Origin of the sequence: Streptomyces niveiscabiei, assembly GCF_033794345.1 — a bacterium.
In the GTDB taxonomy this organism is placed as follows: domain Bacteria; phylum Actinomycetota; class Actinomycetes; order Streptomycetales; family Streptomycetaceae; genus Streptomyces; species Streptomyces niveiscabiei.
In genome coordinates, this window is record NZ_JARAYJ010000005.1 from 146585 (window position 1) to 160970 (window position 14386).

Sequence of the window (14386 nt, forward strand, 5' to 3'; positions counted from 1 at the left end):
GCGAACCCGTGCGTCGAGCGTGACCGGGTGTGTCGTCGATGTGACGGGCACATGAAACGGTTTGCGGAACATGCGTAGGGTGCAGAGAACTCATCAGACGACGTGTGCACGGCGACGCGGACCGACGAGCTGGAGGAGGGAGCCGGAGCTATGGGCGACCACAAGGAACGGCCCCTGCGCGTGGGGGCGGCCGTACGGCGTCGGCGGCATGCGCTCGAACTGACGCTGGCGGCCGTCGCCGAGCGCAGCGGGCTGTCCGTGCCGTTCCTCAGCCAGATCGAGAACGACCGGGCCCGGCCCAGCACGGCGTCCCTGGAGAAGGTCGCGGACGCGCTGCGCACCACCGCCGTCGAACTGCTCGCCGCCGCCGATCCCGCGTGCAGCGTCGACGTCGTCCGTGCGGACGAGGGGGAGGGCGGGAGTGGGGACGGGGGCGGGGGTGCTCCCCAGTCCCGGTCGCTCGTTCGCGGGCACCATCAGATGCACGCCACCGAGTTCACCGGCGACCACGACGCCGGGCGCGAATTCCAGTACCGCAACGACCAGTTGATGTACGTCGCCGACGGTGCCGTCGAGGTCGAGGCGGAGGGGCGGGCGTACCGGCTGGGGCGCGGGGACACGCTGTACCTCACCGGCGGGGTCCGGCATCGGTGGCGGGCCACCGTTCCCGATACGCGGATCCTGGTCGTGGCCGTCGCCGAGCACATCGAGGCCGTCCGGGGTGGGAAGCAGCGGTAGGGGTGCCGGGGGTCGTGCGGGGCGGGGTTGTGCGGGGCCGGCCTGGGGCCGTTGGGCTTGACCTGGGGTTATGAGGGCTCTGGGCATAAGCTGGTGTTATGAGCAGTGACGGTGTGGTGGTTTCCCTCTCCCATCGGGTGCCTGATCTCGGCGCCCTTGAGCTGTTGCTCGCCGTCGCCCGGGTGGGGAGCCTCGGGGCCGCCGCGCGGGAACTCGGCATCACGCAGCCCGCCGCCAGCAGCCGGGTCCGGTCCATGGAACGGCAGCTCGGGGTCGCGCTCGTCGACCGGTCGCCCCGGGGGTCCCGGCTCACCGACGCGGGGGCCCTCGTCACCGACTGGGCCCGGCGGATCGTCGAGGCGGCCGAGGCGTTCGACGCCGGGGCGCAGGCGCTGCGGGACCGGCGGGACTCCCGGCTGCGGGTCGCCGCGAGCATGACCATCGCCGAGTATCTGCTGCCCGGGTGGCTGCTGGCGCTGCGCGCTCAACGGCCCGATACGGCCGTGTCGTTGCTCGCCGGGAACTCCGCCGCCGTGGCTGAGCGGCTGCTCGGGGACGAGGTCGATCTCGGGTTCGTGGAGGGGCTGACTGTGCCCGCCGGGCTCGATTCCGCGGTCATCGGGCACGACCGGCTGATCGTCGTCGTCGCGCCCGGGCATCCCTGGGGGCGTCGGCGGCGGCCCCTGCGGGGGGAGGAGCTGGCCGCCACCGCGCTGATCCTGCGGGAGAAGGGGTCCGGGACCCGTCAGGTGCTGGACGCCGCGCTCGGCGGGGTGTCCGCCCGGCCGCTGATCGAGCTGTCGTCCACGACCGCGGTGAAGGCGGCTGCGGTGAGCGGGGCCGGGCCCGCTGTACTGAGCGAGCTGGTGGTGGGGGAGGAACTGGCCATGCGCAGGCTCGTCTCCGTGCCGGTGGAAGGGGTGGCGTTGGGGCGGGAGCTGAGGGCGGTGTGGCGAGCCGGGCATCGGCCGGCGGGGCCTGCGCGGGAGCTGTTGTCCCTGACCAGGGGATAACACACCTTCGCCCACCCACCCACCCGACTCGGTTCCTTGGAGGGGCGAGGTCTGAGGTGGGGGGTTCTGGGGGTTGGGGGTGGCTTGTGGTGGTGTTCGGCTGCGGGCTCGTCGTGGTTGGTCGCGCCCGCGCCCTCCCGCGGGGGCCGTGTCGCTCCGGTTCGGGTGTCGCCCCCCTCCGTGCCGGGGGACTTGGGGGCGGGCCTGGGTGTGGTGCCGGTGTGGCGTAGCCGCATGATGCTCAGGGTTCTGCGGGGGTTCAGCGCCCCGCTCCTTGGAAAAAGCGGTGGGAATTCTCGGGTGTCCCCGCCCACCATGTCTCCATGAACTACTCCGCCCCTCCCGCCACCGGCGTCCGCCTCGACTGGGAAGATCTGCCCGTCTCCGTGCGGGACGCCGTCGCGGGGATACTCGGGGCGCCCGTTGTACGGGCTGTCACTCAGCGGGGCGGGTTTTCGCCAGGGGTTGCTGCGAGGGTGGTGACGGGTCGGGGCAGGGGTGGGTTCGTCAAGGCGGTCAGTGGGGACGTGAACGCGTTCAGTCCGGTGCTGCATCGGCAGGAGGCTCGGTATGCGGCGGCGTTGCCTCCGGAGGTGCCCGCACCGAAGCTGCTGGGGGTGTACGACGACGGGGACTGGGTGGCCCTCGTGTTCGAGGACGTCGAGGGGCGGCAGCCTCATGTGCCGTGGGAGAAGGGGGAGTTGCGGGTTGTGCTGGACGCCGTCGGAGAGCTCGGGCGGCTGTTGAGCCCCGCCCCGTTCGCCGCGCCGGCCGCTGCCGAGGACGAGGATCTGGCGGAGGCGTTCGGCGGGTGGCCGGAGCTGGTGGAGCAGGGGTTCCCGGTCCTTCAGCGGGCCGAGGGGTGGGAGGAGGCCGTACGGGGGGACACTCTCGCGCACGGTGATCTGCGGGCCGACAACGTGCTGCTGGCCCAGGACGACGGCCGGGACGGCGCGCGCGTATGGTTCGTCGACTGGCCCCATGTCACCACGGCCGCCCCTTGGTTCGACCTCCTCCTCCTGCTCCCCAGCGTCCGCGCGCAGGGCGGCCCGGACCCGGAAACGCTGTTCACGGAACACCCCTTGGGCAGAAGGGCGGACCAGGACGCGGTCACCACCGCCCTCGCCGCGCTGGCCGGATACTTCTACGGCAGCTCGCTGAAGCCGGCACCCCCCGGCCTCCCCACCCTCCGCCCCTTCCAACGGGCCCAGGGCGAGGCGGCGTTGGAGTGGCTGCGGTCCCGCGTCCGGTGAGGCGCCCGGCCCTCACACGCGCCAGCGTCCGGTAAGGCGGGCGGGCCCCTACGCGCGTCCGCGTCCCCCGGCGTCACCCCGCCGCCTCGACCAGCGCCCGCCGTCCCCCGGCGTCACCCCGCCGCCTCCACCAGCGCCCGCATCACCCGCAGATCGTCCCCCATCTCGGGATGCCACTGAACCCCCAGCGTCCACCCCCCACCTCGCTCGACAGCCTCGACGGTCCCGTCCTCGGCGTACGCGGAGGCGATCAGCCCGGCCCCCAGCCGATCGACCGCCTGATGGTGGTAGGTCGGAACGCTGGACGCCTCGGGCACGATCCCCCCGTACAGGGTCCCGGCGACCGGCGTGACGGTGTGCCGCCCGAACACGCCCGGCGCCTTGACGTGCCCTTCCATGTGCTGGACGAGTGTCCCCCCGAGGGTGACGTTGAGGAGTTGCATCCCCCGGCAGATCCCGAGCAGCGGCACGCCCGTGTCGAGGGCCGCGGAGATCAACGCGGTCTCCCAGGCGTCGCGTTCGCGCGCGGGGACGTCCGTACGGGGCTCCCGCGAGGCCCCGTACAGAGCGGGGTCGACGTCGGGCCCGCCGGAGACGACGAGCCCGTCGAGGCGGGCTACGGCGGACGCGGCACGGGCGGGCGCGTCCGGCGGCAGCATCGCCGCGATCCCCCCGGCCCGCTGGACGAGCCGGGGATACCCGGCGGGCAGGAGCGCCGCCTCCATCTCCCAGACGCGCCAGCTCGCGGCGGGCTCCAGATAGGTGCTGATCCCGATGAGCGGCGTACCGGCCATGAACCCTCCAGGTAATGGACTCCAGGGATACCTTTGCAGAACGGGGCTCAGGTGAGGAAGCCCCGCAGCAGGGCGGCCGTCCCCCCGCAGTGCTCGCGCATGATCTCGCGCGCGGCGTCGGCATCGGCGTCGAGGACCGCCTCGACGAGGGCCTCGTGCTGGCGCTGGGAGTGTTCGAGGTTGCGCACGAGCAGGGGGATGCAGTCGAGGAGGTCGTTGACCTGCGCGCGGACGGCGGCGTACTGCGCGGTGAGGGAGGGGGAGCCGCAGAGTTCGGCGAGGGTGAGGTGCAGGAGCGTGTCGCGGCGGCGGTAGTCGGCGAGGGGCGCGTCGTGCGTCCCGGCGAGGGCCTCGCGCAGCCGGGAGACCTGTACGCCGGTGAGGCCGTGGCTCGCGCACAGGCCCGCCGCGCCGACCTCAAGGACCTCGCGGAACCGCAGGACGTCCTCGATGTCGACCTCGGCGATCCGCCGCCGGAGTTCGGCTTCGCCGGTTCCGGGGACGGCGGAGCGCGGCAGTACGAACGTACCGCCGTACCGCCCCCGCCTCGACTCCAGCAGCCCCTGGTCCTGGAGGACCTTCAGGACCTCGCGCAGGGTCACCCGGCTGATGCCGAGCCGCTCGGCCAACTCCCGTTCGGCGGGCAGCCGTTCGCCGCCGGGGACGAGGCCGAGGCGGACCACCTGGAGGATCTGCTCCAGCGCCTCCTCGAAGCCGTTGCCCGCCCGCACCGGCCGCAGGACCGGCGTCAGCCGGTCGCCCGTACCCGTGTTCTTCTCCACCGTCATCCGGCCGTGCCCCCTTCCCAAGCAATGGTTTTCAGCAATACCTTATGACTCTTGGACGCCCTAGAGGAGGCCCTCCGTGCCAGACCGCACAGCCCCGCTGCCCGTCGAGGACCTGCACGCCCTGGTCGCGGCGGGCGAGATCGACACGGTCGTCCTCGCCTTCCCCGACATGCAGGGCCGTCTCCAGGGCAAGCGGTTCGCGGCCCGCTTCTTCCTCGACGAGGTCCTCCGGCACGGCACGGAGGGCTGCAACTACCTCCTCGCCGTCGACACGGACATGAACACCGTCCGCGGCTACGCCATGTCGTCCTGGGAGAGCGGCTACGGCGACTTCGCGATGCGCCCCGACCTCGCCACCCTGCGCCGCATCCCCTGGCACCCCGGCACCGCCCTCCTGATCGCCGACCTGGCCTGGGAGGACGGCTCCCCGGTCGGCGCGGCGCCCCGCCAGATCCTGCGCCGCCAGCTGGACCGCCTCGCCGAGCGCGGCTGGACCGCGCAGGTCGGCACGGAGCTGGAGTTCATCGTCTTCCGCGACAGCTACGAGCAGGCGTGGGACGCGGGCTACAAGGGCCTCACCCCCGCCAACCAGTACAACGTCGACTACTCGATCCTCGGCACCGGCCGCATCGAACCCCTCCTGCGCCGCATCCGCAACGAGATGGCCGGCGCGGGCCTGACCGTCGAGTCCGCCAAGGGCGAGTGCAACCTCGGCCAGCACGAGATCGCCTTCCGCTACGACGAGGCCCTGACCACCTGCGACCAGCACGCCGTCTACAAGACCGGCGCGAAGGAGATAGCCGCCCAGGAGGGCGTATCGCTCACCTTCATGGCCAAGTTCGACGAGCGCGAGGGCAACTCCTGCCACATCCACCTCTCGTTGACCGACGCCGACGGCGCGAACGTCTTCGCGGGCCCGGACGGCATGACCGACACCATGCGCCACTTCCTCGCCGGACAGCTCGCCGCCCTGCGGGACTTCTCCCTGCTGTACGCCCCCAACATCAACAGCTACAAGCGGTTCCAGCCGGGCTCCTTCGCGCCGACCGCCGCCGCCTGGGGCCGCGACAACCGCACCTGCGCCCTGCGCGTCGTCGGCCACGGCCGCTCCCTGCGCTTCGAGAACCGCCTCCCCGGCGGCGACGTCAACCCGCACCTCGCGGTCGCCGGCCTGGTCGCGGCGGGCCTGTACGGCGTCGAGCACCAGCTCGAACTCCCCGCCGCCTGCGCCGGAAACGCGTACACCGGCGACTACGAGCACGTCCCCACCACCCTGCGCGAGGCCGCCGACCTCTGGGAGCACAGCCCCATCGCGGAGGCCGCGTTCGGTGAGGAGGTCGTCGCGCACTACCTCAACATGGCGCACGTGGAACTCGCCGCGTTCGACGCGGCCGTCACGGACTGGGAACTGCGCCGGTCCTTCGAACGCCTGTAGAGCCACTACGACTTACGACTGTGAAGGGTCACGCATTGTCCGAGCTGATCGTCCTCGACCCGGCCACCGAGGAGGTCGTCGCGAGGGTCCCCGCCGCCGGCGCCGCCGAGGTCGACGCGGCCGTCACCCGCGCGGCGCGCGCCCAGGAGACCTGGGCCGCCCTCGCCCCCGCCGACCGCGCCCGCCTCCTGCGCCGGTTCGCCGACCAAGTCGACGCCCACATCGAGGAGTTGGCCGCGCTGGAGGTCCGCGAGGCCGGGCACACGATCGGCAACGCCCGCTGGGAGGCGGGCAACGCGCGCGACCTGCTCCTGTACGCGGCGGGCGGCGTCGAGCGGTTGACGGGGAGTCAGATCCCGGTCGCCGGCGGCCTCGACGTCACCATCCTCGAACCCCTCGGCGTCGTCGGCGTGATCGCGCCCTGGAACTTCCCCATGCCCATTGCCGCCTGGGGTTCCTTCCCCGCGCTCGCGGCGGGCAACGCGGTCGTCCTCAAGCCCGCCGAGACCACCCCGCTCACGGCCCTGCGCCTCGCCCAACTCGCCCTGGACGCAGGGCTTCCCGAGGGCCTCTTCCAAGTCGTCCCCGGCCACGGCGACATCGCGGGCCGCGCCCTCGTCGACCACCCCGGCGTCGCCAAGATCGTGTTCACCGGCTCCACCCGCACCGGCCGCGACATCATGGAACGCTGCGCGGCCCTGGTGAAGCCGGTCACCCTCGAACTCGGCGGCAAGAGCCCCAACGTGGTGTTCGCGGACGCCGACCTGGCGAAGGCCCTCGACCCCTTCTCGTTCCTCGACAACTCCGGCCAGGACTGCTGCGCCCGCACCCGCATCCTCGTCCAGGAGAGCGTGTACGACGAGGCGCGCGCCTTCCTCGCCGAGGCCCTCGCGGCCGTCGTCGTCGGCGACCCGGCCGACGAGAAGACCCAGATGGGCCCGCTGATCTCCCGCCAACAGCTCGACCGCGTACGGTCGTTCGTGCCGGACGACGCACCCGGCGCCCTGCGCGGCAGCGCCCCCGGCGGCCCCGGCTTCTGGTTCCCGCCGACCGTCCTGACCGCCGAGGCCCCCGACTCGCCCGCCTGCCGCGAGGAGATCTTCGGCCCCGTCGCCGTCCTGCTCCCCTTCACCGACGAGGCCGACGCGATCCGCCTCGCCAACGACACCCCCTACGGCCTCTCCGGCTCCCTGTGGACCCGGGACCTCGGCCGCGCCCTGCGGCTCTCCCGGGCCGTCAAGGCGGGCAACCTGTCCGTCAACTCCCATTCCAGCGTGCGCTACTGGACCCCCTTCGGGGGCTACAAGCAGTCCGGGGTCGGCCGCGAGCTCGGCCCCGACGCGCTCGCCGCCTTCACCGAGACCAAGAACGTCTTCATCAGCACGGAGGACCCCGCACAGTGACCGAGACTCCTGTCTGCCGCCGCCTCGTCGGCCGTACCGCCGTCATCACCGGAGCCGGCAGCGGCATCGGCCTCGCCACCGCCCGCCGCCTCGCCTCCGAGGGCGCGCACGTCGTCTGCGCCGACATCGACGAGACCGGCGGAAAGGCCGCCGCCGACGAGGTCGGCGGCCTCTTCGTGAAGGTCGACGTCACGGACCCCGAACAGGTCGAGGCGCTCTTCAAGACCGCCTACGACACGTACGGCAGCGTCGACATCGCCTTCAACAACGCCGGGATCTCACCCCCCGACGACGACTCCATCCTGGAGACCGGGCTCGACGCCTGGAAGCGCGTCCAGGAGGTCAACCTGACGTCCGTGTACCTGTGCTGCAAGGCCGCGATCCCCTACATGCGCCAACAGCAGCGGGGTTCGATCATCAACACGGCGTCGTTCGTGGCCCGGATGGGCGCGGCCACCTCGCAGATCTCGTACACCGCGTCCAAGGGCGGCGTCCTCGCCATGTCCCGCGAACTCGGCGTGCAGTTCGCGCGCGAGGGCATCCGGGTGAACGCGCTGTGCCCGGGGCCGGTCAACACCCCACTCCTGCAAGAGCTGTTCGCGAAGGACCCCGAGCGCGCGGCCCGGCGGCTCGTCCACATCCCCGTGGGCCGGTTCGCCCAGGCCGAGGAGATCGCCGCCGCCGTCGCCTTCCTGGCGAGCGACGACTCCTCGTTCGTCAACGCGACCGACTTCCTGGTGGACGGCGGGATCTCGGGCGCGTACGTCACCCCGCTGTAGGTCTGTCCGTTCAGAGGAAGGTGTGGCCCTCGCCGCGGTAGGTGGGCACCGTCTCCGTGACGGTGTCCCCCTCGATCAGGTGCAACTGGTCGAACCGCTCGCAGAGTTCACCGGCCTTCGCGTGCCGGAACCACACCTTGTCGCCGATCAGCAGATCGTCGGCGGGCGCCCCGATCAGGGGCGTCTGGACCTCGCCGGGCCCCTCCTGGGGGTCGTACCTGAGCCCCTCCGGGAGATACGGCACCGGCAGGCGGTCCACGCCGGGTGCGCCCGAGGCGGGGTAGCCGCCGCCCAGGACCGTCACCACGCCGACGCCCGGGCGCCGTACGACCGGCTGCGCGAACAGGGCCGCCGGACGGCCCGTGAACGACGTGTAGTTGTCGAACAGGCGCGGCACGTACAGGCCCGAACCCGCCGCGACCTCCGTCACCGCGTCCTCGGCCACCGTGCTCTCCACGCTGCCCGTGCCGCCGCCGTTCACGAACTCCAGGTCCGGGGCGACGGCGCGGACCGCGCGGACCACCTCGGCGCGGCGCTCGGCGAGTTCGCGGCGGGCCGTGCGCTGCATCAGCTGGATCGCGCGGGAGCGGAGGGGCCGGCCGGCCACCGAGTCCCCGACGCCGGCGATGTGACCCTCGTACGCCATGATGCCGACCAGCTTGAAGCCCTGACGCCGGGTCACCGTGCGGGCGAAGTCGGCGAGTTGGGTGGGGGAGCGGAGGGGGGACCGCAGTGCGCCGACCCTGATCCGGCCGCCCAGCATCTGGAGGGACGTGTCCAACTCCAGGCAGACACGGACCACTTCACGGCCGTCGCCCCGCGCGGCGTCGATCAGGTCGAGCTGGGCGACGTCGTCGACCATGACCGTCACCGCCGCGGCGAGCTTCGGGTCGGCCGCCAGTTCCGCGTACCCCGCCCGGTCCGCCGACGGGTACGCCAGCAGGACGTCCTCGAAACCCGAGCGGGCCAGCCACAGGGACTCCGCCAGCGTGAACGACATCAGCCCCGCGAAGCCGTCCCTCGCGAGCACCCGCTCCAGCAGTGCCCGGCAGCGGACGGACTTGCTCGCCACCCGGACCGGCTTCCCCGCGGCCCGGCGGCGCAGGTCCTCCGCGTTCGCGTCGAACGCGTCCAGATCGACGATCGCGAGCGGAGCGTCCAGATGAGCGGTGGCCCGGTCGTAACGGGCCCGGTCGGCGGCGCGCACAGTCATGCACGCAGCCTGCCAGACCCGATTACCGCAGGGTAGGGGGACGATACGGGCAGAAGCCCCGGGGTGGTGGTACGGGTTCTCCCTCCTCCCACGACAAGCCGTAGAGTGACGCGCACGCACGGAGGAACTGCTCCGGCCGGGATGCCGGTCGACCTGTGCGGGTATGCGTGCCCGAGGGGACCACCGTCCACGGGGACGCCGCCGCTCACCGGGCGGCTCGGCACGCACGAGGAAACGGGGGGTGCACTTGAGCACGGAAGCGCGGCGCCCTCCTGCGGAACACACGGCTGCGGAAGGGGCGTCCTTGAGGGAGGGCTCTGCGGGGGACGGGGCGCTGCGGAGGGACGGGCGTGTGGTGGGGGGTGAGGCATGGGACGAGGTGAGCGAGCGGTCCGCTCGGGGCGAGGGGGGTGTGGTTCGGGGTGGGGTGAGTGAGAGACCTGATGTGAGCGTGCCGCGTGCGGGGAGCGGGGTTCGTGAGGTGGGTGCGGGGGTCGGAGGGGACGTCTTCCCACCGCCGGTGGCTTCGGCCCGGTTCCCGGACGTGGCGCCTTCGGCTCCTTGGCCGGGGGTGGGGGTGCGGGGGCCTGGGGTGAGCGACGGTGAACAGGCGGGCGGTGCTGCGACTGGTGGCGGTGCCTCTGCCGGCGCCGGGTCTGGTGTCGGTGGCGCTGCTTCCGGTGCGGCGTCTGGTGATGGCGGTGCCTCTTTCCACGCCGCCCCTGGTGGCGGTCGTGCCTCTTCCGGTACTGCGTCCGGTGGCGGCGACGCGTTTTCCGGTGCCGCGTTCAGCGCCGACGGTGTTCGGCCGTACGTCTCTCGTGCCGCGCAGGCGTCGGCCGGTGACGCTCCGCGTCCGTCCGCTTCCGGCAGTGCCTGGACGCCGTTCTCGCGCAGCCGGATGGCTCCGCCGAGCCGTCGTCCCTCCGGTGAGTCGCCCGCACGCTCCGTCCCGACGGACACGCCGGCCTGGACACCCACGTCCTCGGCGCGTCCCCCCGAGTTCGACGTCCCGTTCCCCTCGGCCGACTCGACTTCACCCCGCCCAACGCCGCCGTACGACGCCCCGACACAGGACGGCGCCACCCCGCCGCGCCCTCGGTCCACGCCAAAGGTGTCGTACGAGACCCCTACGCCGCCGGAACAGGACAACTCCTCGGCCGACCACACCTCGAAGCCCCCGTCCCGCCCCGACACGGCGGCGAACTCCCTCCCTTCGGACCCGCCTCACCCCTCGGGACCTCCCCTCAGCCCCGGTCCCGGAACAGCCCCGACCACTCCGAACCCGACCCAGCCCGTGGGTGCCCCGCCCCGCCCCGGCTCGGTGTCAGGCCGGACTTCTCCGAACCCGGCCCAGCCCGTGGGTGCTCCGCCCCGCCCCGGCTCCGTGCCAGGTGGGACTCCTTCGGCCCCGGCCCAGCCCGTGGGTGCCTCGCCCCGCCCCGGCTCCATGTCAGGTCCGACCCCCTCGGGCTCGGCGCGGGAAGCGGACCGCGGCGCGTCGTCCCGCCGTTCCGGCTCCGGCGCGCAGGAGAAGGGCCGGCCCTTCTCGCCAGGCGCTGAGGCTCAGGGACGGGTAGCCGCGTCGTACGGCACGGATGCCTCGGGGCGAGCCGATTCGCCGTACGGCGCTGAGGGCCCCGAGCGAGCTGCCACGCCGTACGGCGCTTCCCCGCGCCCGGGCACCCCGGCGACGCCCGGCACCAGCTCGTCGTACGCCCCTCCCGGCCAGGACCCTGAACAAGGCACCCCGGCGACGAAGAACCACCACACAGCACCGCACCCGCCCACAGACCCCGCGTCAGAGACACATCGCGCTGAGCCCCGCCCAGGGAGGGGACCCGCGTCAGAGACCCCTGCCACCCCACCGCACCCGGCCACCGCACCCGCGCCGAAGAGCCCCTCCATCCCGCCGCGCCCGACAGACGCCCCGGCGCCGGAGAGCCACCGCCCCGCCCCGCGTCCGGCCACCGCCCCCGCGTCGGAGAGCCCCGTACCCCCGCCGCGTCCAGCCACGGCCCCCACCGCCGAGAGCCCCGTCACCCCACCCCGCTCGGCCACCGCCCCCGCGCCCGACGGCCGGCCCTCCCAAGCCGCCGAACCCACCCGCCCCATCCCCCCGCGCCCCTCCACCCCACCCAAGTCCGCGCGCCCCGGTACCACTCGTGTCACCCCGGAACAGACCCCCCCGATGCAGCCGCCCACGACCGTCCCGACCCCGACGACCCCGACCTCCTCGGGGCGGGCCGGTGAGCGCCCCGCTCCCGTGACCGGCGGATCCCCCCGGCCCACGGCCCCGCACTCCACGACGGGCACCCCCGGTTCCGGCCGGAACACTCCGGACCCCGCCGTGCCCTCGACGCCCGTGGGGTCCCCGGCCTCCGCGCCGCCCTCGACTCCTACGGCGTCCCCAGCCTCCATGGCACCCCAGGTCTCTGCGGCGTCCCCAGCCTCCACGGCACCCCAGGCGTCCACGGCGCCAGCCTCCACAGCCCCCCACGTCCCCGCAGCGCCCTCGGCTTCGATGACGCCCCCCACCCCCACGGCACCCCCAGCTTCCACGGCACCCCGAGCTTCCATGGCACCCCCGACCCCCCTCCGCGCCCCCTCTGACACCCCTGTCTCCTCAGCCCCTCACCACACCCCCGGCCACCCCACACCTCCACCCTCCGCTTCCTCCCCCCTGCCCCCTCACCTCACCCCCGACCCCTCCCTCTCCTGGACCGCCGCTCCTCCGACGGTCACCGCGTTCGGTGGGAGTTTTGAGGGGGCGGTCTCTCCGTCACCCCTGGCCCGTGGCCGGATAGTCGCCGCGGCTGTCTGTGTCGTGCTCGGTCTGGGGCTCATCGGCGGTGCGGTGACGGGGAGTTGGCTGGTCGGGGGCGACGCGGCGGCGGCGAGTGGGAGTTACGCGGCGGCCGGGGCGATCTGGCACAGCGTCCCGGTGGACGAACTGTTCCCGGTGACGGTGGACGGACAGGGCGCGGGCCCCGGCGGGGCCGACCGGACGTGGACGCGGATCGGCGTGGCCCCGGACACGGGCTGCGAGAAGGCGTTCGACCCCCTGCTCGCACAGGTCCTCGCCCCGGTGGGCTGCGACCGCCTGCTGAGGGCGACGTACGTGGACGCGACGCAGAGCTACGTGACCACCGTCGGCATGCTGTTCACGACCGCCGACCCGGCCCGCATGCGGGAGCTGGACGCGAGGTTCGAGAAGGAGGGCCTGGCCCGCCGTACGGACCTGATGCCCCGCCCGTACGCCGCCCCGGACACCCTCGCGGCCCGCTTCGGCACGGCGCAGCGCGCGTCGTGGACGGTGTCGGTCCTGACGGACGCGCCCGTGGTGGTGTACTCCGTCTCCGGCTGGGCGGACAACCGCACGGTCGACACCCCCCAGCCCGCCGCCGAGGCGACCGCGACCGGCGCGACGTCGGACATCGCCCAGGCGGGCCTCGGCAACGAGGCCAAGGGCCTCGCCGACCGCATCGAACGAGCCCTGCGCAAGGCCGCCGCCGCCCCGACGGAGCAGCCGTCATGACGACCCACGGAAACGAATCGGCACCCCCCTCGACCACCCGCCGACGAACCACCCCCCGACCCATCACCTCCCGACCTGCCCCCCTCCGACCCATCACCCCCCAATCCACCACCCTCCAACCCGCCACCCCCCGACGAACCACCCGTCACCGCACCACCTGCCGCGCGACCCTCCTCGGCTGCCTCCTCGCCGCCGCGGTCGCCCTCGTCCCCCCGACCACCGCCTACGCGGACGGCATACGCGACCAGCAGTGGGCCCTGGAGGCGATGCACACGCAGGAGGCGTGGCAGACCACCAAGGGCGCCGGGATCACCGTCGCCGTACTGGACACCGGCGTCGAGGCCGATCACCCCGACCTCACCGGCAACGTCCTGCCCGAGAAGGACCTCGTCGGGTTCGGCGCGGTGCGCGGGCAGCGGGCCTGGGCCCGGCACGGCACCGCGATGGCCGGGATCATCGCGGGCCATGGGCACGGGTACGACAACGCCGACGGCGTCATGGGCATCGCCCCGGAGGCGAAGATCCTGCCCGTCAGGGTGATCCTGGAGGACGGCGACCCGGCCCGCACCCGCGCGAGGAACACCCGCGGCAACGCCCTCGCCGAAGGCATCCGCTGGGCCGCCGACCAGGGCGCCGACGTCATCAACCTGTCCCTCGGCGACGACTCGGCGTCCGCGCACCCCGAGCCCGCCGAGGACGAGGCCGTGCAGTACGCCCTGAAGAAGGGCTCGGTCGTCGTCGCCTCCGCGGGCAACGGCGGCGACAAGGGCGACCACATCTCGTACCCGGCGGCCTACCCGGGCGTGATCGCCGCGACGGCCGTCGACAAGAACGGCGTACGCGCCTACTTCTCCACCCGCCGCTGGTACGCCACGGTCAGCGCCCCCGGCGTGGACGTCGTGATCGCCGACCCCGACCACAAGTACTACGAGGGCTGGGGCACGAGCGCGGCGGCGGCCTTCGTCTCCGGCGCGGTCGCGCTCATCAAGTCCGCGCACCCCGGCCTCACCCCGGCGCAGATCAAGAACCTCCTGGAGTCCACCGCCCGCGACGCCCCCACCGGCGGCCGGGACGACTCACGCGGCTACGGCTTCATCGACCCCGCCGCCGCGATCAGGGCCGCCGCGAAACTCAAGCCGCAGGGCCTGACCTCCCGGTCGTACGGCAAGGAGTACTTCGGCGCGGGCCCCGACAAGGAGAAGGCCGACGACGACACGTCGGACTGGGCGGGCCCGCTGGCAGGAGGCGCCGGGGGAGTACTGCTGGTGGCATCGGTGGTGCTGTGGCGGGGACGCCGGCGCACGGAGTTCTAGGAGCGAGCGGTACGGGGCCCAGCGGTACGGCACCGGCCGCAGGGCCCTGGACGCCGCCGCGCCCCCCGCTACGCCGTGCAGCCGGCGTCCGCCCGGTCCCGTCGGGGCGGGACGCCGCC

11 protein-coding genes are annotated in these 14386 nt (G+C 73.5%); 8 read left to right on the forward strand and 3 right to left on the reverse strand.

All coding sequences use genetic code 11. The annotated features are described in order from the left end of the window. The first annotated feature begins 150 nt into the window (after positions 1-150). The 3 genes from PV682_RS08895 to PV682_RS08905 all read left to right on the forward strand — a co-directional run bounded on the left by PV682_RS08895 (position 151) and on the right by PV682_RS08905 (position 3004). Positions 151-738 carry a helix-turn-helix domain-containing protein gene (locus PV682_RS08895; protein ID WP_319725854.1) on the forward strand — a complete coding sequence of 196 codons (588 nt, stop codon included), beginning with the start codon at positions 151-153 and terminating at the stop codon, positions 736-738. A gap of 98 nt (positions 739-836) precedes the next feature. Further along, positions 837-1751, forward strand: a complete 915-nt coding sequence (locus tag PV682_RS08900; protein WP_109364541.1) for a LysR family transcriptional regulator — start codon at positions 837-839, stop codon at positions 1749-1751. Between the two features lie 323 nt (positions 1752-2074). Next, positions 2075-3004, forward strand: a complete 930-nt coding sequence (locus PV682_RS08905) for a phosphotransferase family protein (RefSeq protein WP_319725858.1) — start codon at positions 2075-2077, stop codon at positions 3002-3004. Between the two features lie 113 nt (positions 3005-3117). On the opposite strand, the gene PV682_RS08910 is transcribed toward PV682_RS08905, so the two are convergent. Next, on the reverse strand, positions 3118-3798 hold the full coding sequence (locus PV682_RS08910; RefSeq protein ID WP_319725860.1) for a gamma-glutamyl-gamma-aminobutyrate hydrolase family protein: 681 nt from the start codon (positions 3796-3798) through the stop codon (positions 3118-3120). A 47-nt stretch (positions 3799-3845) separates the two neighbouring features. Then, entirely contained in the window at positions 3846-4586 is a 741-nt protein-coding gene (locus PV682_RS08915) for a FadR/GntR family transcriptional regulator (RefSeq protein WP_109364518.1), read from the reverse strand. A 76-nt stretch (positions 4587-4662) separates the two neighbouring features. Between PV682_RS08915 and PV682_RS08920 the strand changes: the two genes are divergently transcribed. The 3 genes from PV682_RS08920 to PV682_RS08930 are packed head-to-tail and all read left to right on the forward strand — an operon-like array spanning position 4663 to position 8203. Next, positions 4663-6021 (forward strand): glutamine synthetase family protein, encoded by a 1359-nt coding sequence (locus tag PV682_RS08920; RefSeq protein WP_319725864.1) that lies wholly within the window; start codon positions 4663-4665, stop codon positions 6019-6021. Positions 6022-6056: 35 nt separating this feature from the next. After that, a complete protein-coding gene (locus PV682_RS08925) occupies positions 6057-7424 on the forward strand; it encodes an aldehyde dehydrogenase family protein (protein WP_319725866.1) in 1368 nt (455 codons plus the stop codon). Continuing rightward, positions 7421-8203 (forward strand): 3-oxoacyl-ACP reductase, encoded by a 783-nt coding sequence (locus PV682_RS08930; protein WP_319725868.1) that lies wholly within the window; start codon positions 7421-7423, stop codon positions 8201-8203. Before PV682_RS08925 ends, PV682_RS08930 begins: the two co-directional genes overlap by 4 nt. A gap of 10 nt (positions 8204-8213) precedes the next feature. Here PV682_RS08930 and PV682_RS08935 read toward each other — a convergent pair whose 3' ends face one another. Continuing rightward, positions 8214-9416: an amino acid deaminase/aldolase gene (locus tag PV682_RS08935; protein ID WP_319725870.1), complete on the reverse strand. Its 1203-nt coding sequence runs from the start codon at positions 9414-9416 to the stop codon at positions 8214-8216. 2827 nt (positions 9417-12243) lie between these two features. Between PV682_RS08935 and PV682_RS08940 the strand changes: the two genes are divergently transcribed. Then, complete coding sequence (locus PV682_RS08940) at positions 12244-12954, forward strand: hypothetical protein (RefSeq protein WP_319725872.1); 711 nt, start codon at positions 12244-12246, stop codon at positions 12952-12954. Next, positions 12951-14267: a type VII secretion-associated serine protease mycosin gene (mycP, locus tag PV682_RS08945; RefSeq protein WP_319725875.1), complete on the forward strand. Its 1317-nt coding sequence runs from the start codon at positions 12951-12953 to the stop codon at positions 14265-14267. Before PV682_RS08940 ends, mycP begins: the two co-directional genes overlap by 4 nt. Positions 14268-14386: the final 119 nt, after the last annotated feature.